Annotated in this window: 19 protein-coding genes and 1 pseudogene; 9 read left to right on the plus strand and 11 right to left on the minus strand. The window is 68.5% G+C overall.

The window, feature by feature from the left end; genetic code table 11:
• Window positions 1-24: 24 nt before the first annotated feature.
• The gene (locus tag MX571_RS06710) at window positions 25-936 is read right to left on the minus strand and encodes an MBL fold metallo-hydrolase (RefSeq protein ID WP_247414821.1); all 912 of its coding nucleotides are present in this window, start codon (window positions 934-936) and stop codon (window positions 25-27) included.
• Between the two features lie 639 nt (window positions 937-1,575).
• On the opposite strand from MX571_RS06710, the gene serS reads away from it, so the two are divergent.
• The 4 genes from serS (at window position 1,576) to MX571_RS06730 (ending at window position 7,010) form a co-directional block, all read left to right on the plus strand.
• Entirely contained in the window at window positions 1,576-2,958 is a 1,383-nt protein-coding gene (gene serS / locus MX571_RS06715; protein ID WP_247414824.1) for a serine--tRNA ligase, read from the plus strand.
• Window positions 2,959-3,100: 142 nt separating this feature from the next.
• The gene (locus MX571_RS06720; RefSeq protein ID WP_247414826.1) at window positions 3,101-3,523 is read left to right on the plus strand and encodes a hypothetical protein; all 423 of its coding nucleotides are present in this window, start codon (window positions 3,101-3,103) and stop codon (window positions 3,521-3,523) included.
• Between the two features lie 341 nt (window positions 3,524-3,864).
• The gene (locus MX571_RS06725) at window positions 3,865-6,051 is read left to right on the plus strand and encodes an alkaline phosphatase PhoX (protein WP_247414828.1); all 2,187 of its coding nucleotides are present in this window, start codon (window positions 3,865-3,867) and stop codon (window positions 6,049-6,051) included.
• A gap of 173 nt (window positions 6,052-6,224) precedes the next feature.
• Window positions 6,225-7,010, plus strand: a complete 786-nt coding sequence (locus MX571_RS06730) for a YihY/virulence factor BrkB family protein (RefSeq protein WP_247414830.1) — start codon at window positions 6,225-6,227, stop codon at window positions 7,008-7,010.
• A 44-nt stretch (window positions 7,011-7,054) separates the two neighbouring features.
• On the opposite strand, the gene MX571_RS06735 is transcribed toward MX571_RS06730, so the two are convergent.
• The 3 genes from MX571_RS06735 to MX571_RS06745 form a co-directional block, all read right to left on the minus strand.
• Window positions 7,055-7,840 carry a formyltransferase family protein gene (locus MX571_RS06735; protein WP_247414832.1) on the minus strand — a complete coding sequence of 262 codons (786 nt, stop codon included), beginning with the start codon at window positions 7,838-7,840 and terminating at the stop codon, window positions 7,055-7,057.
• Between the two features lies 1 nt (window position 7,841).
• A complete protein-coding gene (locus MX571_RS06740) occupies window positions 7,842-8,771 on the minus strand; it encodes a polysaccharide deacetylase family protein (protein ID WP_247414834.1) in 930 nt (309 codons plus the stop codon).
• 176 nt (window positions 8,772-8,947) lie between these two features.
• Window positions 8,948-9,322, minus strand: a complete 375-nt coding sequence (locus tag MX571_RS06745) for a nuclear transport factor 2 family protein (RefSeq protein ID WP_247414837.1) — start codon at window positions 9,320-9,322, stop codon at window positions 8,948-8,950.
• 111 nt (window positions 9,323-9,433) lie between these two features.
• Here MX571_RS06745 and MX571_RS06750 point away from each other — a divergent pair, with 111 nt between their 5' ends.
• The 3 genes from MX571_RS06750 to MX571_RS06760 all read left to right on the plus strand — a co-directional run bounded on the left by MX571_RS06750 (window position 9,434) and on the right by MX571_RS06760 (window position 12,157).
• On the plus strand, window positions 9,434-9,955 hold the full coding sequence (locus MX571_RS06750; RefSeq protein ID WP_247414839.1) for a DUF367 family protein: 522 nt from the start codon (window positions 9,434-9,436) through the stop codon (window positions 9,953-9,955).
• Window positions 9,956-10,016: 61 nt separating this feature from the next.
• Window positions 10,017-11,309 carry an MFS transporter gene (locus MX571_RS06755; protein WP_368408991.1) on the plus strand — a complete coding sequence of 431 codons (1,293 nt, stop codon included), beginning with the start codon at window positions 10,017-10,019 and terminating at the stop codon, window positions 11,307-11,309.
• A complete protein-coding gene (locus MX571_RS06760; RefSeq protein ID WP_247414842.1) occupies window positions 11,306-12,157 on the plus strand; it encodes a bactofilin family protein in 852 nt (283 codons plus the stop codon). The genes MX571_RS06755 and MX571_RS06760 overlap by 4 nt, the downstream gene beginning before the upstream one ends.
• Before the next feature lie 37 nt (window positions 12,158-12,194).
• Here the strand turns inward: MX571_RS06760 and MX571_RS06765 are convergent, their stop codons facing one another.
• Window positions 12,195-12,653 carry a luciferase domain-containing protein gene (locus MX571_RS06765; RefSeq protein ID WP_247414844.1) on the minus strand — a complete coding sequence of 153 codons (459 nt, stop codon included), beginning with the start codon at window positions 12,651-12,653 and terminating at the stop codon, window positions 12,195-12,197.
• 100 nt (window positions 12,654-12,753) lie between these two features.
• Window positions 12,754-13,788, minus strand: coding sequence for a hypothetical protein (locus MX571_RS06770; protein WP_247414846.1), 1,035 nt, complete (start codon window positions 13,786-13,788; stop codon window positions 12,754-12,756).
• 85 nt (window positions 13,789-13,873) lie between these two features.
• Here MX571_RS06770 and MX571_RS06775 point away from each other — a divergent pair, with 85 nt between their 5' ends.
• Window positions 13,874-14,023 (plus strand): 50S ribosomal protein L40e, encoded by a 150-nt coding sequence (locus MX571_RS06775; RefSeq protein ID WP_247414848.1) that lies wholly within the window; start codon window positions 13,874-13,876, stop codon window positions 14,021-14,023.
• Window positions 14,024-14,286: 263 nt separating this feature from the next.
• Here MX571_RS06775 and MX571_RS06780 read toward each other — a convergent pair whose 3' ends face one another.
• The 5 genes and pseudogenes from MX571_RS06780 to MX571_RS06800 all read right to left on the minus strand — a co-directional run bounded on the left by MX571_RS06780 (window position 14,287) and on the right by MX571_RS06800 (window position 20,172).
• Complete coding sequence (locus MX571_RS06780; RefSeq protein WP_247414850.1) at window positions 14,287-15,270, minus strand: AbrB/MazE/SpoVT family DNA-binding domain-containing protein; 984 nt, start codon at window positions 15,268-15,270, stop codon at window positions 14,287-14,289.
• A pseudogene (pstB, locus tag MX571_RS06785) lies at window positions 15,270-16,121 on the minus strand (phosphate ABC transporter ATP-binding protein PstB); the annotation flags it as partial. The gene MX571_RS06780 and the pseudogene pstB, both read right to left, overlap by 1 nt.
• Before the next feature lie 130 nt (window positions 16,122-16,251).
• Window positions 16,252-17,841 (minus strand): phosphate ABC transporter permease PstA, encoded by a 1,590-nt coding sequence (pstA, locus tag MX571_RS06790; RefSeq protein WP_247414854.1) that lies wholly within the window; start codon window positions 17,839-17,841, stop codon window positions 16,252-16,254.
• Complete coding sequence (gene pstC, locus MX571_RS06795; RefSeq protein WP_247414856.1) at window positions 17,838-18,920, minus strand: phosphate ABC transporter permease subunit PstC; 1,083 nt, start codon at window positions 18,918-18,920, stop codon at window positions 17,838-17,840. Before pstC ends, pstA begins: the two co-directional genes overlap by 4 nt.
• Before the next feature lie 46 nt (window positions 18,921-18,966).
• Entirely contained in the window at window positions 18,967-20,172 is a 1,206-nt protein-coding gene (locus MX571_RS06800; RefSeq protein ID WP_247414857.1) for a PstS family phosphate ABC transporter substrate-binding protein, read from the minus strand.
• 351 nt (window positions 20,173-20,523) lie between these two features.
• Between MX571_RS06800 and uvrB the strand changes: the two genes are divergently transcribed.
• Window positions 20,524-22,578, plus strand: coding sequence for an excinuclease ABC subunit UvrB (uvrB, locus tag MX571_RS06805; RefSeq protein ID WP_247414859.1), 2,055 nt, complete (start codon window positions 20,524-20,526; stop codon window positions 22,576-22,578).
• Window positions 22,579-22,584: the final 6 nt, after the last annotated feature.

A 22,584-nucleotide genomic window follows, 5' to 3' on the forward strand; every position in this document is an offset into this window, starting at 1 on the left:
GACTGGCGGTCACGAGAGGTACGGTCACTCCTCGCGCTGGTCCAGGTAGACCAACACACCGTCGACGTTGAGTCGCGTCTCCAGTTCCGACTGCTCCTCGCCCCACAGGTCGGCCGTGTCGGCCCGTTCGACGAAGTGGTCCGCGACCGCGTCGTCGTCGTCGAGGCGTTCGCGGGCCGCGCGAATCGACTCGACCCACGCCTCGATGGTCTCGGCGTACTCGTCGAGGCGGTCGGCCGTCGGTGCGGGGCCGAAGTGACCGTAGAGGAGCGTCTCGGGGTCGATGTCGCGGATGGTCTCGACGTCCGCGAGCACCTGTTCGAGGTCGAAGTTGACGGGCGGACTCGTCGGCTGGACCTCGTCGCGACTCGGGGCGTAGATGCCCGCCGCGTCGGCGGTGAACACCGCGTCGTTGGTCGGGTCGTGGTAGACGACCTGGTGTGGGGCGTGACCCGGTGCGTGGTGGACGCGGAGTTCGTGGTCGCCGAGGTCGACCACGTCGCCGTCGGTGACGACGGTCAGTCGCTCCTCGTCGATGGGGAGCGGGTCGGCGTAGTGCTGCCAGCGCGCGCCGACGACCTGTTTCGTCCCCGCGACGAGGCGCTCGGGGTCGGCGAGGTGCCGTGCGCCGCGTTCGTGGACGGTGACGGTCGCGTTCTCGCACTCGCGAGCGAGGTAGCCCGCGCCGCCCGCGTGGTCGAGGTGGACGTGCGTCACCGCGATTACGGCGAGGTCCTCCGGGGCGATGCCCACCTCGGCCATCGCGTCGAATATCAGCTCGCGGTTCGCGCCGGTGCCGGGGTCGACGACGGCCGGGCGCTCCGCGTCGAGGATGTAGACGCTGCCGTACTCGGGCGTCCCGTACAGTCCCACGTCGACGTAGTAGAGGTCCTCACAGCCGCCCGTCTCGACTTCGCGGAGGTCGCCGATTGCCATACGTGGGTCTTGCTTGTGGCCGTGAAAAGTCAGTCGCCTCTAGCAGTGTGGGTCATCACTGGTCGAGTCGTTTTCGACGGCAACGCTGTGACTACCTCGAAAGCCCTCAACGGGAGGACTCGCGCGCCCCACGCTGCGCGCGCTCCCTCGCCATGCTCGGTCGCGTGCTTGCGGGGTCGGGCATAGTCCTCCCGGTTCGCCCTTTCAGTCCACCAGGGCCAGCACCGCGCCTACCGTTCCCGTCGGCCGCGCCTGAACGCGCGGCCAGCCGTGGTGCTGGGCCGGGAGCACGTCCGCGAACGAAGTGAGCGGCGTGCGACCCGGGGAAGGGCAGGGCTGCCGTGTCCGGGTGTTCCCGCGAGCGAAGCGAGGGGGAACTCGCTGGACGAGTGGAACGAGTCCAGCGTGGGACTGAAAGGGGCCGGCGTCTCGACGCTGGCGCGGACGGGTGAGCACCGCAGGGAGCGAAGCGACCGAGGAGCGCGCCCGCCGCACCGAGTCGAGATGCCGGGGGCTTTCGAGTTGTTCGCAACCACTCCGTGTAGAGCGCCACCCGAACGACCGACACGCGCTCCAGACACTGCTAGTCCCGACCACGGATGCGACACGCCTTTTGCCGGACCGGCAGAACCCGAGACTATGCTCAGCAGACAGTTCGTCCGGGAGAACCCCGACGTGGTCCGCGAGGCGCTCCAGAACAAGGGCGTCGACGACGTGGACCTCGACCACGTCCTGACGGTCGACGAGGAGTGGCGAGAGCTCAAGGCGCGCGGCGACGACCTGCGCCACGAGCGCAACGAGGTGAGCCAGCGCATCGGCGAACTCAAACGCGAGGGCGACGACGAGGCCGCCCAGGAGGCCATCGACCGGTCGAGCACGCTGAAAGACGAACTGGAGACCGTCGAGGACCGCGCCGACGAACTGGAGGGCGAACTGGAGGCGGCACTCCTCGAACTACCGATGATTCCGGACGACTCGGTGCCCGTGGGGGCGACCGAGGAGGAGAACGTCGAGCGCCGACGCGAGGGGTTCGACGACCTGCGCGCGGTGCCCGACGACGTGGTCCCCCACTACGACGTCGGCGAGGACCTCGACATCCTCGACTTCGACCGCGGCGCGAAGGTGACCGGCGGCGGCTTCTACTTCTGCAAGGGCGACGGCGCGCGCCTCGAACACGCCCTCGTCCAGTTCTTCCTCGACGTCCACCGCGAGCAGGGCTACGTGGACGTGTTCCCGCCGGTCCCGGTCAACTCGCGGTCGATGACCGGGACGGGCCAGTTCCCGAAGTTCGTCGACGACGCCTACCGCCTCGGCGAGGCGAACACCGAGGCGTACGACGACTCGGACCTCTGGCTCTGCCCCACCGCGGAGGTGTCGGTGACGAACATGTACCGCGACGAGATACTGCTGGACGACGACCTGCCCCTCAAACACCAGGCGTACTCGCCGAACTTCCGGCGGGAGGCGGGCGAACACGGGACCGAGACCAGAGGAATCGTCCGCGTCCACCAGTTCAACAAGGTCGAGATGGTGCAGTTCGTCCGGCCCGACGAGAGCTACGAGCGCTTCGAGGAACTGCTCGACGACGCCGAGGAGGTGCTCCGACGACTGGACCTGCCCTACCGTATCCTGGAGATGTGTACGGGCGACCTCGGGTTCACGCAGTCGAAGAAGTACGACATCGAGGTGTGGGCACCCGCGAACGACGAGGACGACGGCCCCGAGGAGGGCGGCCGGTGGCTCGAGGTCTCGTCGGTGTCGAACTTCGAGGACTTTCAAGCGCGTCGTGCGGGCATCCAGTACCGCCCCGAACGCCACGAGAGCGCCGAGTACCTCCACACGCTCAACGGGTCGGGGCTGGCCCTGCCGCGCGTGATGGTCGCCATCCTGGAGTACTACCAGAACGACGACGGCACGGTGACGGTTCCCGAAGCGCTCCGGCCGTACATGGGCGGCCAGGAGGTCATCGAGGGCCACGAACCGGTCGGCGAGAGCGCGCTGGGCAGCGGCGAACGCGAGTAGTCGAACGACGGTGCGCGGTCGTGAGGGGAGCGCTCCGGAGCGCAACGTACCGCTATTACGAACGGTTAAGCGACGGACGGGGGAGCACTCCTCCAGCGACGTGACCGACTCCCGATGGTCGGTCGCCGCTGTGACTCCCACCATGTCGACATCGCACGACGCGACGGCGGACGGGGAATCGGTGTACGTCGAGTACGTGCTCGGCGTCCGAATCGTCGAACTGGACCGGACGGCCCCGGACGGCCCGCGCTATCGCTTCGAGGCCCCACAGCACCAGGGCATCGCGTTCGAAACCTCCGAGATGGCGACGCTGTACGCCGACGTCTACTTCGACGTCAACGGGTTCGAGGAGGCCGGGACGGGCGACCGCGGGGTTCCGCCGGAGATAATTCAGGCCGGCCGGGATACGCTCGCGGCGTACATGCTCACCCAACCGTACGCCGACACGAACTGGGTGGCGTCGTTCTACGGCGTGAAACCCGAGCGCGTCGACCGGTACGTCTCGTGGGTCCGGGAGCGCGCCGAGGAGATCCGCACCGGCGCTGCCGAGCGGGGGATGGAGTAACCCCCGACGTGGGGTGGCTTCGCCACGGAATCGCTTCACATCACGGTGGGTTCTGACCGGTTCGATACTCACCACCGCTGGATGCCGTTTTGCCGTCGTTCGTGACCTGTAGCCCTCCGTCTCTCCAAACCAGGTCGACCACCTGTTGTGCGCCCATCGTCCGCACCGAACTCGTCCGAGACCGTCCGCTGGATGCGGGTTCGACGTACTCGACGCTCTCCGAAACTGACCAGTTGGGGAACGTAGCCCAACGTCGTCTCCGGTCGGAGTCGGAGCGATTCGTGCAGCGCTATATCCCCATTACAAATCTACTTTTACCGAATCTGCGGGGGTCCACGTGCATGGTCGAGTTCACTCGACGGAACCTGATGAAGACGTCAGTCGCGGCCTCGCTCGGGGCGAGCGTGGTCGGGGCGGCGCACGCACAGTCGGACGAGGACGTGGACACCCCTCACGCACCCATCGTCAAGGACGGGACGCTGGAGCGGTTCGCGTGGACGGCACTCGGGGCGGAGGTCACCGGGCCGGAGGTGACGAAGAGCGGATCGCTGTTCTTCAGCGTCCAGCACCCGAGCCGGGGGAACCCGGCCCCGTTCAACAAGGGCGGTATCGGCTACGTGAGCGGCTACGACTTCACCGAGGACAGCGAGTTCGACACGGTCGGCATCCCGAACACGAAGGAGAAGCAGGGCCAGGTGCGGGTCGGCAGCGGCGAGTTCACCGTCCTCGCACAGGAGGGCGACAACATCGGGGACGACCACGACCTCGGCTACCCGGTCACGCCCGACGGCCTCTCGGTCAGCGAGTACGAGGGCTCGCGGTACGGCAACTTCGGCTACAACCCGGACTGCAACCGGTTCGTCCCGACGAACGACGAGGAGACGGAGGGCTACCTGTTCACCAACTTCGAGCAGAGCCCCGGCGACGTCTCCCAGATTCCCGTCTCGCGTGACGACGACGGCGAGTGGTCGGCGGACATGGAGAACGCCCAGAACCTCTCCGACACCGACGCCCTCCGCGAACTCGGCGGGACCCGCATCAACTGCTACGGCGACACCAGCCCGTGGAACACCTACCTCTCCGCCGAGGAGGAGTACTCCCACACGCGGGTCGGCCCGTACGTCAAGACCAGCGAGTTCGGCGAGAACGAGGGGCCGAACCAGCGCGGCGGAGCGCAGTTCTACAACCGCCCGAACCCGACCGGCATCGCCGCGGCCGTCTCGGAGTACTACGGCGAGGACGCGTGGTACCCGCAGGGCACCTTCGCGCTGGCGGGCCTCGAACTGCAGGCGTACTACCTGGGCGCGGCGGCGGTCGGGCAGGGCGACGACGCGACGCCCATCGAGGGGCCGTACCCCAACCCGTACCGCTACGGCTACATCGTCGACTTCCGGGACTCCGACACCGAGGAGCCGGAGGCGACGAAGTATTACTGCATGGGTCGGGCCGCGTGGGAGTGCCCGGACTTCCAGGCCGACGGGCAGACCGTCTACCTCTCCTCCGACGGCGAGAACAAGGGGCTGTACAAGTTCGTCGCCGACGAGCCGATTCCGAGCTACGACGACCCGATGGACGTCGAGGGGACGCTCCACGCCGCGAAGGTGACGAACCAGGACGCCGCCGCTGGCAAGCCGCCCGCCGAGGCCGACCTCGAACTGGAGTGGCTGGCGCTCAGCAGGGCGAGCAACCGCGAGGTCGCCGAGTGGATCGCCCAGTACGACGGTATCGACCAGGTCGACTACCTCGACTCCCACGCCGACACCGACTGGCGGGAGGACATGGAGGCTGCCATCGAGGAGGCTGACCGAGAAGTGGTCGAGAACGGCAACGCCGACTACGTCTCGGACGAGGAGATTACGGAGTGGGCCGAACTGTGGAGCGAGGACCCCGAGTCGACGGTCGACGACCGTGGTCGCCCCGAACTCCGCAAGGTACCGTTCCTGGAGACCCGCGCCGCGGCCAAGGAGATCGGTGCGACCGTCGAGTTCCGCAAGAGCGAGGGCATCGACAGCAAGGACGACGCCGGTCCGGGCGACTACATCTACCTCGGCATCTCCGAGGTCAACACCGGGATGAGCGACGACGTGGGCGACATCCAGGTCGACCGCGTCGACGGTGGCCTGGTCTACCGCGCCGTCATCGAGGAGGACTACGACATCTCCACGCTCGAACCGGTCATCGTCGGCCCGGACGCGACCGACACGGCCGACGTGGCGAACAGCGCGCTCGTCAACGTCGACAACGTGTTCGTGATGAACGACGGCCGCGTGCTCTGCTGTGAGGACGCCGACCAGTTCGGCCGGTCGTACCCCAACGACTGCCTCTACGTCTACACGCCCGACGAGGCGACCGTCGACGAGGGCAGCGACGACGTGGACAACGACGGTGACGGCCACGTCGACGAGGACGACGAGTCGATGCCCGGTCCGGCGAACGACGACCTGGACAACGACGGCGACGGCGCGGTCGACGAGGACGACGAGTTCGGCTACGAGGGCGACGACGGCGAGGACGGAGACGAGGAGTGACGGCACTTCACTGAGCGATTCCCCCGCGGGCTTCCGGCTCCCGCGTCCCCGCGGTCTGCCACCCATCCTCCGTCTCTCTCCCGAGCCGACCCGACGGTGAGGAGCGACAGCACACCACAGCGACGCTGTCTGCAGGGGCCAGCGATTAGTGCGTGCCCGCTGTCGAACCGACGATGAACGCAACCTCGACGGTGAAGGCCGTCGTCGGCGTCGCTCGGGACCGGAACCTGACGCTGCTCGCGGCGGGGTTCGCCTACTACGCATTCGCCTCGGCCATCCCGCTGGTCGTCCTGTTCCTGATTATCGGGTCGATAGTCGGCGGCGAGGCGTTCACCTCGTTCGTCATCGAGCAGGTGGGGTCGTTCCTCTCGGGGAGCGGCGAGGAGGTCGTCCAGCAGGCGCTGTCGAGCGGTGCCGGACGGACCGGTGCGGGCATCGTCGGGTTCCTCCTGGTGCTCTGGAGCGCCATCAAGGTCGTCCGCGGCCTCGACGTGGCGTTCGCGGAGATATACGCGACCACGGAGGACCCGTCGTTACTCGACCAGGTCAGGGACGGTATCGTCACCCTGGTCGGCGTCGTGTTCGCCATCGCGCTGATGGTCGCCGTGGGTGCCGTACTCCGTGGGGCGGCCCTGTCGATGCTCCCCTACCCGAACCTCGTCGGTGCGCTGGCGTTGCTCGCCGGACTCACCGTCGGGTTGCTCCCCATCTACTACGTGCTGCCGGAGACGGAGATGACGGTCCGACGGGCGCTTCCTGGCGCGGCGTTCGCCGCCGTAGGCTGGCTCGTCCTCCAGTTCGTCTTCCAGGCGTACCTCGCCGGGTCCGGGAAGTACGCCGCGTACGGGTTCCTCGGCGCGGTGTTGCTGTTCGTCACCTTCCTCTACTTCGCGGGTATCCTGCTGCTCGTCGGAACGACGCTCAACTACGTCCTCGGTCCGCGGCCGGTCCGGGCCTGAGGCGACGGACGCAGTCCCGTCGCTGACCGACGCGCCCCGCCGACCTACGCTCCTTCGAGGAAGTGCCCCCACGCATTCTTGACGGCGAACGTCAGGACCGGACGACCCTTCGGGAGCGTGTAGAGGTCGCCGAGGTGGTCCGGTTCCCGGACCGTCCCGTCCCTGAGCGACTGGACGGCGGTGGCGAGCATGTCCTCCGACTCCTCGAGCAGTCGCCGCTTGACGGCCTCCCACGTCCTGAGGTCGCAGATGTCGACGGTCTTCGACGCGGCGACGCCGCCGCCGTCGAGCGTCTCGGTCAGCTGTTGAACCGTGATGCCCGCGGTCTGCCGGCCGTGGACGAACTCCCAGAACCCCATCGGCTGGCCGCGGTACTCGGTGAGGTCGCCGTGGTGGTAGCTCAGCACGCCGTGGTCGAGTTCGGAGAGGACGGGACCGACGAGGAAGCCGAAGCCGAACCTGATGGCCACGTCGACGTCGTCGCAGAACTCGTCGACCGTCTCCGCCGGAATCCGCTGTTTCCACCCGTCGACGATGGTCGGGTGGACCGACAGCTCCCGCACCGCGTCGCGGTCGACGAGCGTGTCGATATCGACGTAGCCACGCTCGCGGCCGGTCTCGACCAGCAGGTTGTTCAGCGTGGCGACGGCCGCCCACTCGCGGAGTTCGACGGCCCGCCGGAGCGTCTCCAGGGCCGTCGCGTCGTTCTCGTACTCGTTGTAGACGATAGCGGTCACCTCGACGTCGTCGTCGGCATCGAGGAGGTACGCGAGCGCCGCGGCCTGCCAGTCCCGGACCCGCGGGCCGTTCAGGAGGAGTGCGACGTCCATCTCACTCCACCACCAGTTCCTCGGGGAGGTCCCGCATCGTCCGGATGCGCAACTCGTCTTCCGGGACGGTCGAGAGGTACTCCAGGTACGCGTCGAGCACCTCGAACTGGTGTGCGTTGCTGAGGTCGAACAGGTGACACCAGAGGTGGAGCGCCGTCCCCGACTCGATGGCGCGCCGCGTCGAGCGAATCAGGTAGAACAGGTGCACCCGCTTGCGCAGGTCGAGTGGGAACGGTCGGAACGCGGGATGCGAGCGCTCTCGCTGGCCGACCGGGAGCGACCGCGCGGTCAGCGACGGGTACGTCGTGCAGTACGTCTCCAGGACGCCGTCGACGACGCGCGGCTCCCACTGCGGGTGGGGCGCGGCCGTCAGTTCCCAGAACCGCCCGAGTCGGGACGACGACTCCCTCGTCTTGGCGTACCGGGCGGTCCGAATCCCGTTGCGCCGCAGGACGTGGTTCTCGGGCTGGGAGTGCCGCGGCGGGACGAACGAGGTGACCGGGCCGTCGAGCGCCCCGTGGAGGTCCTGGACGCGTTCGAGTTCGACGTCGACGAGGCCCTCGGCGGCCCGCCGACAGAGGAGGTGGGAGAAGGTGTGAGTACACAGTTCGTGGTCGACCCGCGACGCCAGGATGCGGTCGGCCATGTCGGGGGCGTAGAACAGCGGGTCCTCCTCGACGCCGGTGCCGGGGTCGGCGTCGTACCAGCCCGGCTCGTACGGCCCCTCGTGCGTCCCTCGACAGCGGTCGAGCAGGAGGTGGCCGACGATGTCGAACGACATGGGCACACCGCAGCGCTCGGTCGCCGACAGCAGCCGTTCGAGGTACGCCCGCTCGGGCGTGCCGTCGTCCGAGAGGTGGTCGTCTTTCGGCATGTCGTGGACGCCCCACCCGAGTTCCACTTCGACGCTCATGGTCAACACGCCCGTCATGGCTCCTCCGACCCGGTATCGGATGGGCGAACGGCTCGTCGCCACCCCTCGTTTCGACGCGTGAGTCTCACTATCATCTGAACGACATGACAACACTAGCTCACTTATTCTTGTCGCCAGCTCCGGTCGCTTCGGTCGCGCTTCACCGAGAATGTCGGGTGAGGGGGCTACTCGTGTCAGTGCGTGTACGTTCGCAGGTGGGCGAGGTGGCCCTCTTCCACGGCGAACACGTCGACGAAGCCGAACCAGACGCTCCCGTCGGCACGGCGAAGTCGGCCGCGGACCGCCACCTCCGTGCCTCCGGACGCGGAATCGTCACTACTCGTCTCGTCTGCTGCTTCGCCGTCGAGGACGTACACCGCGTCCAGGTCGTGGCTGGTGTCGGTCTCCGGGCGTTCCTCGCGCATGAACCGGACGAACCGGTCGCCGCCCTCGATGGACTGGTCCGGCCGGTCGTGGGCGAATCCGGGCGCGAGCAGGTCCGCCAGCGCGTCGTAGTCGGCGTCGTCGATGACGCGATAGTACTCGCGGGCGAGAGCGACGGCGTCCATGTCCGGACCTCGGCGCTCGGACACAATAACGGCGGTGACACGCGACGAGCGGGCGCGGACCGTCTGACCGTCGAGCGCGTCGCTTTTGCCGACCCGCCGGGTAGAGAGCGCGTGGACCTGCACGTCCGGTACGAGGGCGACGACGACCCGACGAAGTGCAGCGCCCGGAAACTGGCGCGCTTCGACCTCGCCGCGTTGCACCGCTCGGCGCGAGCGACGCCGACCGGCATCGTGCTGAACCCGTTCGCCGAACAGGCGCTCGCGCCGGGGGACGCGAACCCTCCCGATGGCGACGGCTTCGACGCGCTCGTCGCCCTCGACTGCTCGTGGGAGACGGCCGAACGCGAGGCGTTCGACCTGCGTGGCCGTCACCGCGCGCTCCCGTTCCTCGTCGCGGCCAACCCCGTCAACTACGGGACGCCGTTCCAGTTGAACACCGTCGAGGCGTTCGCGGGCGCGCTCTGCATCCTCGGCGACCGCGAGCACGCCGAGGCCATCCTCTCGAAGTTCCGCTGGGGGCACACGTTCCTCGAACTCAACGAGGAACCGCTCCGGCGCTACGCGGACTGTACGAACTCGGAGGAGGTGGTCGCCGTCCAGCAGGAGTACCTCGACGCCGGCGAGGGGGCGTAACCGTCGAACGGGCCGTGACTGCGGCCGACCCCGCCGACCAACGTTTATCACTCGCGTCGTCGTGTCACGTCGCGTGCAGCTGGTCGAGTTCGCCCGCGACGGGGACTGGTCGGTCGTCGCCGGCGCGGGGCTGTTCGTCGCGCTCGCGGCTGGCGGGTACTACTACAACATCACGTTCGTCCAGCTGGGTCTCGTCGACCTCGGGACGACGGTGGTGGGACTCGACGGCGACACCGTCTCGACCTGGATGGCAGGGTTCGCGCTGCTCACCGTCGCCGTCGCGGTGGCGACCGGGTGGACGATGGACCGCCGGGGCTGGAGTCGGTCGGTCCTCACGAAACTCCGTCTCGTGACGCTCACCGTCGCCGCGCAGTTGCTGCTCGTGGTCGTCGCACCGCTGGTCCGCTCGCCCGCCGGGTTCGGCGCACTCGTCGTCTGGTGTTCGCTGTCGCTCGGCGTCGCCGTCCCCGCGACGTTCGCGCTCGCGGTCGATCTCGTCCCGGTGCCCGACCGCGGGGCCGTCGGGGCGGCGGCGACGGCCGGCGCGTTCGGCATCGGCGCGGTGTACCCGCTGGAGTGGGACGTCGTCGCGTTCAGTCGGGTGATGGCCGTCGCCATCGTGCCTGCGCTCGTCGTCCTCGGAACGCTGGCGGTCCGGGAGAACGCGCTGGTCGCGCGGTGGGACCGCCAGCGGGAACGGTTCGGCGTCGGCAGATTCCGCCGAACCGAGGACGTCACGACCAGGACCTTGACGTTCTGGGTGCTCGTCCTGCTGCTGTTCGGAGCGTTCTTCGTCGACAGTCTGGGGTTCCTGCGCATCGTCGAGACGCCGTCGCTGGTCGGCGGGTCGTGGCAGTCGCCCGACGTCGGTGTCCGGGTGGCCATCGCCGCCAGCCACGTCGCCGGGGCGATAGCCGCCGCGGTCCTCTATCGGAACTTCGGGCGTACCTGGCTGTTCTGCTGGGTGTTCGGGACGTTCGCCGTCACGCACCTGCTGTACACGTTCGCCGTCCGGTTCGACACGGGCGGGTCGGTGCTGGCGATGCCGCTGTTCTACGCGCTGGCGGTGAGCCTCTACACGACGTTCAACTTCGCGCTGTGGGCGGATCTCTCGACGCCCGCGGACGTGGGGCTCCACACCGCCGTCGGCGTCGGCGTTGCCGGGTGGACGGCGACGTTCCTCAGCACGGCGCTGGCGCTCTCCTTCGAGGCGCGCGGCGTCACGCTGCTCGCGCATCTCGAACTGGTGAACGCGCTGGCCGTGGTGCTGACGCTCGTCGTCGGCACGCTGCTGTACGTCCGGTGGGCACTGGCGGGCCGGGAGCGGGACCGGAGACGGGAGGTGCGACAGTGAACCTCACTCCCGTCACCGTGTTGCTCGTCGTCGCCGTCCTGCTGGCGGCGGCCGCGGGCGGCGAGGACGTCGATTCGATGCGCGTCGTCCTCGACGAAGAACACGTCCTCGACGGCCCGACCGAGACGGTGCTCGTCGCCGGCGGGGCGGTGACGACGGACGGGCCGGTCGACGGGTCGGTGTACGTCGCCGACGGCAGCGTCGACGTCGCCAGCACCGTCCGCGGCGACGTGGTGGTGCTGGGCGGCGACGTCCGAATCGCCCCGTCCGCTACGGTCACCGGAACGGTGCAGGCCATCGGCGGGGACGTCACCGTCGCGGAGGGGGCGTCGGTCGGGAGCGTCGAGCGCGGCGTCCCCGCCGAGGAGGCGGGGACGAGTCCGGTCGGCTTCGCCCTCCAGACGCTCGTGCTGGCCGCTGTAGGAGCGCTCCTCGCCGACAGACGGCCGCGACTGCTCGGCACCGTCGGGGACGCCGCCACCACCCATCCACTCGTCAGCGGCGTCGTGGGAGCGCTGTCGACGCTCGCCGCCCTCGCGATGACCGTCCTGCTGGCGTTCACCGTCGTCTTACTCCCGGTGAGCGTGCTGGCGGTCCTCGTCGGGGCCGTCGTCGTCGGCTACGCCGTCGCCGTGTTCGGTGCCCTGCTCGGACGGCGACTCCCCGTCGACAGCCGACCGGTCGCGGCGGCGGCGGGCGTCGTCGGCGTCGAGGCACTGCTCGTCGTCCTCCCGCGTGTCCCCGTCGTCGGGTCGCTCGCGGCGCTGGCGCTCCTCGCGGTCGGCGTCGGCGCGGTCCTGGTAACGGGGTTCGGGCTCCGGCGGTTCGAACCGCCAGCCCTGGAGTGAGTCGGCGGTACGTGGCGTCCACCGTCCGTGGCGGCGCTCAGGCGTGGGAGTCGGCGATGGCGGTCAACCGGTCCCGGACGGTCCACGGCGGCGCGATGTCGTCGAGGTCGGTCTCCAGTTCGAGGGCTGCGAGCGCCTCGCGACCGGCGGTCGTGTCGGGCCGCGAGAGCGCGTGGTAGACGTACGAGAGGCGCAACAGTGCGCGAGCGCGTTCGACGTCGGTGTCCCCGTGAACGCGGAACACGGTCCGGCCCGAGGCGGGGACGAGCGGGTCGGGCGTCGTCCAGTCCGCCTCCACCAGCGGGTCGTGGAGTGCGCGGCCGAACGTCACCGTCACCTGCCCGCCGAACGTCGCCGTCCCGACCTCGCGGGTGCCCAGCGAGAAGACGCGGCCACCGGCGCGACCCGGTTCGACCGTCACGCCGGGCCACCTGCTCACCTCGTCGACGAGGGACTCCATGCGGAGGGACGTGTCTGATTCGGTACGAGAACTCATACCACAACTACGTCGCGAGAGATATTTAAGCTACACTCAGAGAACGGCGGTGAGAGGGCTTCTCGGGCCGGCTCTCCGTCGTCTCGGCAGGTGCCCGCTCTCACCAGCGGAACCCCCGGCCGTCGCCGGGCGAGAGCGGACTGGTCGGCAGACCGTCGGGGACGTCGGGGTCGTTGTAGCCGCCGGGGGCGACGTCGTTCGGGCCGTCGGGGTAGAACACCGACGCTAACCGCTGAATCTGGCCGCGGCCCACGCCGAGTTCGAACTGGCCGCCGCCGTACAGCGTCACGTCGCGGCCGAGCGCGTACTCGACGCTGTCGAGCAGCGACTCGACGGTGCCGAACCGCGAGGGCTTGACGTTGAGCCACGACGGTTCGAACGACAGCGTCCGGATGGAGTCGACGCCGGTGATGGGCGCGTCCCAGGAGATGCGGTCGGCGGCGGCCTCGACGATGGGCCGCGTCTCCTCGGTCAGCGCCGGGTCCTCGATGGTCGCCTCGGGGAAGCCGTCGACGACACGCTCGTAGAGGTCGGCGTCGGGGTCCTGGTCGACCTCCGTCCCGTGGTACTGACCCTTCAGGTCGAGGATGCGGATGGGGTACTCCGCGAGGTCCGCGACCAGTGCGTCGTCCCACTCGCTGGTCGGGTCGAGTTTGAACTCGGTGTCCGGGTACGCGTCGAGGATGGCGTCGAGCCGGTCGGTGCTCGGGTCCTCGCCCAGGCGCGTCGAGACGACGAACCGCATCGCCTGGCTCTCGCGGTCGAGGGCGCTCGCGAGGTCGGTGTCGGCCTGCCGGAGTGTCAGATCGAGCGCCGCGCTCTCGAACGCCCAGCGGCGGTAGTGGTGGGACGCCTCTCGCTCGGGCGGTTCGGGGAACAGGTCGAGGTCGGAGAGGTGCTCGGAGAACGACGCCAGCGTGTACTCGCCCGCGAGGTCCAGGTCGTGCCCGACCAGTCGCTCGTGGTCCTCGGTGTCGTAGGTGACGTCCTCGCCCAGTCCCGTCTCCCCGTCGCCCGACAGCGAGACGGTGGTCGTCGTCCGGTCGAACCCAGAGGAGGTGGCGCGTTCCTGCGTCGAGCGCTCGTGACCCTCGATACGCAACGACAGGTCGGCGAGACGGTCGTACAACGGCATATGCCCACAACGCGACCCGTGGCCTTAACGCTCATCGCCGTCCGCTACTCGCAATCCTTAACCGCGCCGGCCCAGAGAACCGAACATGGCCAGTTTCGAGGAAGCGGAAAACCGGATGCTCAACAAGATGATCTGTATGCGGTGTAACGCCCGCAACTCGCCCGAGGCGAACAAGTGCCGCAAGTGCGGCTACAAGAACCTCCGCCCGAAGGCGAAAGAGCGCCGCGCGGTCTAAACCCACCTTTTATCCACGCGCCGGGGTCGCTCCGCGACCCCGGCAGTGTAAAAGCTGGACCAAAAGGATTCCCTCACCCTCGCAGTCGCTACGCTCCCTTGAGGGATTCGGTCACCCCGCTCGCTCACTGCGTTCGCTCGCGGCAGGGTAACTAGGCGTAGATAACTCGGTCGAGCATGAGGATTCTGCCTCCGAGCTATCGGTGAATACAGTGGCACTCAGTTCGAGCGCTGACGATTCGTCGGCGTTCGCTTTCCACATAGCTACGACGACCCGTCCCAGTAGGCCGCCTCGACTGCGACGTCGGCCACGCCGGTCGCGGCCGCGACCGTACGGTGGAGGCTGCCGGTCGCGCGGGCGGCCGTCGTCGCCGACGTGCGCTCCGGGACGGTGGGAACGCGGTCGGCCAGTCGCTCGCAGGTCGCGGCCGCCCGGTGGGCACGCTGGCGGTCCGCCATCTCGACGGGGAGCGCGGTCCTGACCGTCGTCTCGAGCACCGACCGCGACTCGCGGGAGAGGTCCCCGAACGCCGCCGCCCAGCCCTCGGGCGGCGCGTCCGTCTCGGCGGCGAGGGCGACGAGCGTCGCGGCGGCCCTCGCGACCGCCTGGAGGTGGCCGGCGACCCGTCGGGACGCCCAGACGGTGTACCGCGAGCGAATCGCGTCGTCAGTGTACGAGCAGGGGCGGGCGGCCCGACTCGCGTAGCGGTCGACGAGCGCGAGTTTGGCCGCGATGTCGGCCCCGTCGTCGACCATCAACTCGGCCGTCTCCGGGTCGCCCTCGACGAACGCGTCGGTCGCGTGGCGGTGCATCGACTGGACCGACTGGTGCATCCCGGAGACGACGCGGTCGACGGGGAGTCGGTCCATGTCCAGCAGCACCTGCAGTCGAAGCTCCGTCGGCGACTCCTCGACCGTCTCCAGTCCGCGGAGGCCGCGCGATGCCTCCGCGGCGGCGTGCGTGCAGTCCCCGTCCAGTCCGCCGTCGTCGACGAGCGTGAACTCGTCGTAGCCGAGGCGGTACAGCGCTCGGACAGTCCGGGCGACGGAGGACGGGTCACACGAGCGAACGTCGACGCGTCGGCCGTCGTCGCTGGTCGGGTTCGGGTCGACGACGAGACGTCCGTCGTCGTCCGGTCGGAGCGTGAGCCGCTCGCCCACCTCGATGCCCTGCTCGGCCGCCCACTCCTTCGGCAGCGACACGGTGAACGTGGACCCGCCGCTGAGCTGGACCTTTCGCTGGACCATTACCCGAACTTCCCCGAGATGTAGTCCTCGACGCGCTGGCTCTCGGGGTTCTCGAATATCTTCTCGGTGTCGTCGTACTCGACGAGTTCGCCGCCGGTGAGGAAGACGGCCGTCTGGTCGGAGATGCGGGCGGCCTGCTGCATGTTGTGCGTGACGACGACGACCGTGTACTCCCGAGCCAGGTCCTCGACGAGGTCCTCTATCTTCGAGGTGGCGATGGGGTCGAGCGCCGAGGCGGGTTCGTCCATCAGGATGACCTCCGGGTCGGTGGCGAGACACCGGGCGATGCAGAGGCGCTGCTGTTGCCCGCCGGAGAGGCCGAGCGCGTTGTCGCCGAGGCGGTCGCTCACCTCCTCCCAGAGCGCGGCGCGCCGGAGCGAGCGCTCGACGAGTTCGTCCTCGCTCTCCGAGTCGTCGTCGCCCAGCAGCCGCGACAGGAGGCCGGTGTCGATGTCGCCGTGCTTCCGCGGCCCGTACGAGACGTTGTCGCGGATGGACTTCGGGAACGGGTTCGGCGACTGGAACACCATGCCGACCCGTTTGCGGAGTTCGACGAGGTTCGTGTCGTCGTCGTAGACGTTCTGGCCGTCGAGTTCGACGCTGCCGTCGACGCGAGCGGTCTTGATACGGTCGTTCATCCGGTTGAGACACCGGAGGTACGTCGACTTCCCGCAGCCCGACGGCCCGATGAGCGCGGTGACGCTCCGCTCTGGAATCTCCATCGAGACGCCCTTGAGCGCGTGTTCGTCGCCGTAGTAGACGTCGAGGTCGGTGACCGAGAGTTTCGACTCCCCGGCGAACTCGTACGTGACCCACTCGGGACGGGTCCGTTCGTCCGTCTCGCCGGCGACCGTCTGCTCGGTCGCGTCGCCGGTTCGGCTCGTGGACTTACTCTGTGTGGTGGTCGCCGTCGCCGTCGACGGTGACGCGTCGGGCCGGTTCCCGCCCTGTTCTCGCTCGGTCTCCGAATCGTTCGTCGTCTCAGTCATGGGATAGTTTCCGTCTGAAGTACGTTCTGGTGGCGATGCCGACGACGTAGAACGACAGGACGACGAGCAACAGCACGAACGCCGTCGCCCAGCCGAACGCCATCCCGTCGTCGATGTTGGGAGAGCTGAGCCCGGCCGTGATGGCCGCGTACAGCTGGTAGGGGAGCGCCGAGGAGGGCTGGAACAGCGCCGGGTTGGCGATGTCGATGAACGGCGGCGACGTCACGACGCTCACGTCGAACCCCGAGATGACGCTCGGCGCGTTGCGCTTCGAGGGGAAAATCTCTCCGGCGGTGACGAGCAACAGCGGGGCGGTCTCCCCGGCGATGCGACCGACACCGAGGATGACGCCCGTCACGACCCCCGGCATCGCGGCTGGCAGGACCACGCTCCGGATGGTCTGCCACCGCGAGACGCCCAGCGCGGCGCTCGCGTCGCGGTACTCGTCGGGGACCGCCTTCATCGCCTCGCGGCTCGTGATGAGCACCAGCGGCAGGAGCATGAAGCTGAGGACGAGGATGCCCGCCAGCAGCGACTTCCGGTTGGCGAGTCGCGGGACGAGGAACGCGTAGCCGAACAGCCCGAACACGACGCTCGGGGTGCTCCAGAGACCGTTGGTGGCGACCTCGACCAGTTGCGTGAACCGACCCTGCTCGGCGTACTCCGTGAGGAAGATGGCCGCACCGACGGCCATCGGGACGGCGAGCACGACGGAGCCGACGACCAGCCAGACCGTCCCCATCATCGCCGGGAAGATGCCGGCCGAGTCGGCGAGGAGCGAGACGCCGCTGGTGAGGAACGGCCACTCGATGCCGACGTCCGGTCCGACGTCGAACCCCTGGAACGCCCGCGGTGCGCCCTTCATCGTGACGAACGCGAGCAGGGAGAGCAACACGGTGAGGACGAGCCCCGCGAGCAGCCAGATGAGCAGGAACGCCGCGCGCTCGCGTCCCTGGCTTCCGAATCCGCCGTTGGCCTTCGCGGCGGCCCAGGACGTGACCACGCTGACGGTGACGGTCACGACGGGGACCACGACCGGTGCGGTGAACGACGCCTGGAGGTCCGGCGGCGACCACGTCCAGCCGGCCCCGATGACGCCGGTCAGGAAGACGACCCCGGCGAACAGCGACAGCGCGCCCGCGGGCAGCGTCGACCCGATGTCTTCGGGGGTGAGTACGGTGACCACGGCGGCGACCAGGCCACAGGCGAGCGCGGCTGGCAGCCAGCCGACCAGTCCGAGGCCGACCGTCTGCGAGGCGACGAGTCCCCCGACGGTCGCCCAGAGTACGCCGAACACGGCTGCAGTGACGAGTCCGGCGCTCCGGTCGTGGGACGTCGTCACCACGCCGCTCGCCGAGGCGACGCCGAGGAGGACGACCGCACCGCCGAGGACGGTGAGGAGTCCCCCGAACAGCGTCGGTGCCGCGACGCCGGCGACGCCGTCGTCGAACGGCACCAGTTCGGCGAGCACGACGAGACACAGCGCGAAGGTGAGGACGCTCAGGCCGACGGCGGCCGCCGCGGCCGTCTCGTACCCCGACGTGTCCGAACCGACCAGTCTGCTCCGCGTGTCGGTGCTCACTCGTTCCCACCCAGTTTCCGCTGCATCCGCGCCTCGATGTACTGGGAGGCGATGCTCAGACACATCACGGTGACGAACAGGACGACGCCGGCCGCGAACAGCGCGCTCTCGTGGAGCGGGCGACCGGCGGCGCTCCCGTACTGACTCGCGATGGTCGCGGTCAGCGTGATGGTGTTGCCGAACACGTCGTACAGCGGGTCGGGGAACGCGGGAATCTTCCCGAGGATGACCGTCGCGGCCATCGTCTCGCCGATGGCGCGCCCGACGCCGAGCAGTATCGCGGCGGACAGCCCCGAGAGCGCCGTCGGCAGCGTGACGCTCTTCATCGTCTGCCAGTCGGTCGTCCCGAGCGCGAGCGACCCGCTCTTCATCGACTCGGGCACGCTCGCGATGGCGTCCTCGCCGACGGAGACGACCGTCGGCAGCGCCATGAAGCCGATGACGACGCCAGCGAGGAACAGGCTCCCCTGCCCGGGCAGTCGCAACGTCTTCGTCAGGTAGGGGTTGAGGACGGTGAACCCGATGAAGCCGTAGACGATAGAGGGGATGCCCGCGAGCACTTCGACGGCCGGCTTGATGATATCTCGGACCGACCGGGGTGCTATCTCGCCGATGAACAGCGCTCCGGCGACGCCGAACGGGGCGGCGATGGCCGTGGCGATGAGCGTCGTCACGACCGTCCCCCAGATCAGCGGTAACAGGCTGTAGACGCCGGCTCCCGGCTCCCAGAGCGGGGATTGCATCCGCGTGAGTATGTCCGGGCCCATGTGGGAGATGGCCGGAATCGATTCGACGACGATGTAGACGGTGATCAATCCGAGGATGCCGACCGTCGACACCGTCGCGACGAACGTCAGCGTCCGGGCGGTCTCTGCCTGCCGTGTGACCCAGCCGTAGGCCATGACGACGACGAACCCGAACAGCAACGGGAACGTGTACGGCATCGACAGCAGGAAGCTCGCGAACGCCCCGGCGAGACAGACGAGCCCGACCGCGCTGACCGCTACGCCACCTCTCGTCGCGTTGTCGAGTACCCCCGTCACCCCCGATGATTGATTCGTTTCTGGAACTTCTGACATTGTTGGAAAAACTGCGAGGTCTGTGGTCCGACGCGGACCGCGGGCCTCAGTTCGACTGCGAGGCGAGCTTGCTCCGCTGTTCTTCGATCTCGCTGGAGGGGAGCGGGAAGTAGTTGTTCCCCTCGACGAAGATCTTCTGACCCATCTCGCTGTAGATGAAGTTGAGGAACGCGGACTCGCGCTCGTCCGTGTCCTTCCACGTGTACATGTGGAGGTCGCGGTTCAGGGGGTACTCGGCGGCACCGAGGCCGGGGTCCTCGCCGAGTTCGTACGTGGTCCCGTCGAACGTCAGCGCCACCGCCGGCACCTGGTCGGTGACGAACGCGAGCGCCATGTACGCGATGGCGTTGTCGGACTGCGCGACGGTCGTCTGGACCTGCTGGTTCTGCCCCTGGCGCGTGTCGACGCCGGGCATCTCCGCGTCCTCGGCACCGAGCATGTTGGTGCGGAACGCGGTGTCGGTGCCCGACCCCGTGGCGCGGCCGACGGCGTAGATCTCCTTGTCGTCGCCGCTGTAGCTGTCGACCTCCGACCAGTTCGTTATCTCGCCGCGGTAGATGGCACGCACGGTATCCGCGTCGAGTTCGGTCACGCCGGCGTCGTAGATGGCCTTGCTGACGACGATGGGCTGGCCGTCGCGGCCGACGACGTGGTCGACGAAGTTGCCGAGCACCTCCTCGCTGGCGTCGGGGAGTTCGGCCTCGACCGGCGCGCTGGCGTCCCCGAAGTCGACCTGCTGGTTCTTCAGGGCCGTCACGCCCGTCCCGGAGTGACTGAGACCGACCGTGACCGGGAACGGCGGGTTCGAGACCTCGCCGGTCGTCTCGAACCCGTAGAGGCTCGCCCAGTAGTCGGCGAGGTTCTTGTCGGTCTGGATGTTCGACCAGCCGGGGACCGACCCCTCGCTGTTCTTGCCCCAGTACTCGCCGTCGTCCGGCGGTGCGTTGGAGTTCCAGTAGGACGCGGCGGTGTTGGCGATGGGGTAGACCGTGGAAGAGCCCTCCGCGGAGAGGCGGGAGGCTTCCGCGCCGCTCTCGGTGCCCGACTCCGTGTTCCCCTCTGCGGGGGCGTCGGTCCCTTCACCGCTGGTGGTTCCGGCGGTGTCGCCGCTCGTCGAGTCGGCCGTCGTCCCGTCGCCGTTCCCGTCCCCGCCGGTGCAGCCGGCGAGGCTGGCGAGGCCTGCTGCACTGGCGGTGATGATGAACCGCCGTCGCGATGCGTCCGTCCCTGGACCGTCCGAGTCTGGCGTCATGCAGGCGGGAAAACAGGGTTCCACACAAAGGAGGCTGCTATGAAGCGACTGTACGGGTACCTGTCGCTCGGTGGGTCTGTGCAGTCGTCAGAACCGTACGCCCAGGAAACACGAAACTATAGCACTACTGAGGAGTACGAAGGCGTCCGGACCGCCCTCCCGAGACTTGCGGGCGAGTATCGAGAGTGACCGGTGATTGGGGTCGTCGACGTCGGACGAGCGGGGCTGGCGAGAGGGTTCGCGACGAGAGTGGCGTACAGTGGAGGTGCGGAACGTGCGAGCGAGGCCGCTTCCCTCCACTTCCACTCCGCTGGCGTGCGCCTCAAGTACGTCCGTCTCCTGATTCGACCAATGAGTGACGCTGGTTCTCCGTTGCAGCCAGACCGGCCGGGGAGAGAGCGACCGTTCCGCGTGGAGGCGCCGTTCGACCCGGCGGGCGACCAGCCGGAGGCCATCCAGCAGTTGGCCGACGGCTACCGGCAGGGGATGCGCGAGCAGACGCTGCTCGGCGTGACGGGGTCGGGGAAGACGAACACCGTCGCGTGGACCGTCGAGGAGATTCAGCAGCCGACCCTCGTCATCGCGCACAACAAGACGCTCGCGGCGCAGCTCTACGACGAGTTCCGGAACCTGTTCCCGGACAACGCCGTCGAGTACTTCGTCAGCTACTACGACTACTACCAGCCCGAGGCGTACGTCGAGCAGTCGGACACCTACATCGACAAGGACGCCTCCATCAACGACGAGATAGACCGACTGCGCCACTCGGCGACCCGGTCGCTCCTGACGAGGGACGACGTCATCGTCGTCGCCTCGGTGTCGGCCATCTACGGGCTCGGTGACCCGCGCACGTACGAGCAGATGGCGCTGCGCCTCGAACGCGACCAGTCCATCGACCGCGACGAACTGCTCAAGCGACTGGTCGACCTGAACTACGAGCGCAACGACGTCGACTTCACGCAGGGGACGTTCCGCGTGCGCGGCGACACCGTCGAGGTGTTCCCGATGTACGGCCGGTACGCCGTCCGCGTCGAGTTCTGGGGCGACGAGATAGACCGGATGCAGAAGATTGACCCGCTGGAGGGCGAAGCGAAGGGCGAGCAGGACGCCGTCCTCATCCACCCGGCGGAGCACTACTCGCTGCCCGAAGACCGGATGGAGGAGGCCATCGCGGAGATAGAGGACCTGATGCACGAGCGCGTGAGCTACTTCGAGCGCTCGGGAGACCTGCTGGCCGCCCAGCGCATCGAGGAGCGCACGACGTTCGACGTCGAGATGATGCGCGAGACGGGCTACTGCTCGGGCATCGAGAACTACTCGGTCCACCTCGACGACCGCGAACCCGGCGACGCGCCGTACACCCTGCTCGACTACTTCCCCGACGACTTCCTCACCGTCGTCGACGAGTCGCACGTCACGCTCCCGCAGGTGAAGGGACAGCTCGCGGGCGACAAGTCCCGGAAGGACTCGCTCGTGGGGAACGGCTTCCGCCTGCCGACGGCGTACGACAACCGCCCGCTCAGCTTCGAGGAGTTCGAGGAGAAGACCGACAACCTGCTGTACGTCTCGGCGACGCCGGGCGACTACGAACGAGAACAGTCCGAGCAGGTGGTCGAACAGATTGTCCGCCCCACGCACCTCGTCGACCCGAAGGTCGACATCTCGCCCGCCGACGGACAGATAGACGACCTGCTCGACCGCATCGACGGGCGCATCGAACGCGACGAGCGCGTCCTCGTCACGACGCTCACCAAGCGGATGGCCGAGGACCTCACCGAGTACCTCGAGGAGTCGGGCGTCGCGGTCGAGTACATGCACGACGAGACGGACACGCTCGAACGCCACGAACTCGTCCGCGGCCTCCGCCTGGGCGACTTCGACGTCCTCGTCGGCATCAACCTGCTCCGGGAGGGACTGGACATCCCCGAGGTGTCGCTGGTCGCCATCCTCGACGCCGACCAGCAGGGGTTCCTCCGCTCGGAGACGACGCTCGTCCAGACGATGGGACGTGCGGCGCGGAACGTCAACGGCGAGGTGGTCCTCTACGCCGACGACACGACCGACGCGATGGCCGCCGCCATCGACGAGACCCAGCGCCGCCGCGAGATTCAGCGGGAGTTCAACGAGGAACACGGCCACACGCCGACGACCATCGACAAGGAGGTCGGCGAGACGAACCTCCCGGGGAGCAAGACGGACACGGAGAACGTCGCCAACGTCGACCCCGACTCGCCGGAGGAGGCCGAGGAGTACGTCGCGGACCTCGAACGACGGATGGAGGAGGCGGCCTCGAACCTGGAGTTCGAACTCGCCGCGGACATCCGCGACCGCATCCGGCAGGTGAGCGAGGCGTACGAACTCGACCGCGAGGAGGAGAGCGTCCCCGCACCGGCCGAGGAGTTCTGAGGGGTC

The sequence above is a fragment of the Halomarina salina genome, assembly GCF_023074835.1.
Lineage (GTDB): Archaea > Halobacteriota > Halobacteria > Halobacteriales > Haloarculaceae > Halomarina > Halomarina salina.

Bases quoted from the DNA above. Each gene is read 5' to 3' on its own strand.
- MX571_RS06710 (WP_247414821.1), bottom strand. From the start codon at position 936: ATGGCAATCGGCGACCTCCGCGAAGTCGAGACGGGCGGCTGTGAGGAC.
- serS (WP_247414824.1), top strand. From the start codon at position 1,576: ATGCTCAGCAGACAGTTCGTCCGGGAGAACCCCGACGTGGTCCGCGAG.
- MX571_RS06720 (WP_247414826.1), top strand. From the start codon at position 3,101: ATGTCGACATCGCACGACGCGACGGCGGACGGGGAATCGGTGTACGTC.
- MX571_RS06725 (WP_247414828.1), top strand. From the start codon at position 3,865: ATGGTCGAGTTCACTCGACGGAACCTGATGAAGACGTCAGTCGCGGCC.
- MX571_RS06730 (WP_247414830.1), top strand. From the start codon at position 6,225: ATGAACGCAACCTCGACGGTGAAGGCCGTCGTCGGCGTCGCTCGGGAC.
- MX571_RS06735 (WP_247414832.1), bottom strand. From the start codon at position 7,840: ATGGACGTCGCACTCCTCCTGAACGGCCCGCGGGTCCGGGACTGGCAG.
- MX571_RS06740 (WP_247414834.1), bottom strand. From the start codon at position 8,771: ATGACGGGCGTGTTGACCATGAGCGTCGAAGTGGAACTCGGGTGGGGC.
- MX571_RS06745 (WP_247414837.1), bottom strand. From the start codon at position 9,322: ATGGACGCCGTCGCTCTCGCCCGCGAGTACTATCGCGTCATCGACGAC.
- MX571_RS06765 (WP_247414844.1), bottom strand. From the start codon at position 12,653: ATGAGTTCTCGTACCGAATCAGACACGTCCCTCCGCATGGAGTCCCTC.
- MX571_RS06770 (WP_247414846.1), bottom strand. From the start codon at position 13,788: ATGCCGTTGTACGACCGTCTCGCCGACCTGTCGTTGCGTATCGAGGGT.
- MX571_RS06775 (WP_247414848.1), top strand. From the start codon at position 13,874: ATGGCCAGTTTCGAGGAAGCGGAAAACCGGATGCTCAACAAGATGATC.
- MX571_RS06780 (WP_247414850.1), bottom strand. From the start codon at position 15,270: ATGGTCCAGCGAAAGGTCCAGCTCAGCGGCGGGTCCACGTTCACCGTG.
- pstC (WP_247414856.1), bottom strand. From the start codon at position 18,920: ATGTCAGAAGTTCCAGAAACGAATCAATCATCGGGGGTGACGGGGGTA.
- MX571_RS06800 (WP_247414857.1), bottom strand. From the start codon at position 20,172: ATGACGCCAGACTCGGACGGTCCAGGGACGGACGCATCGCGACGGCGG.
- uvrB (WP_247414859.1), top strand. From the start codon at position 20,524: ATGAGTGACGCTGGTTCTCCGTTGCAGCCAGACCGGCCGGGGAGAGAG.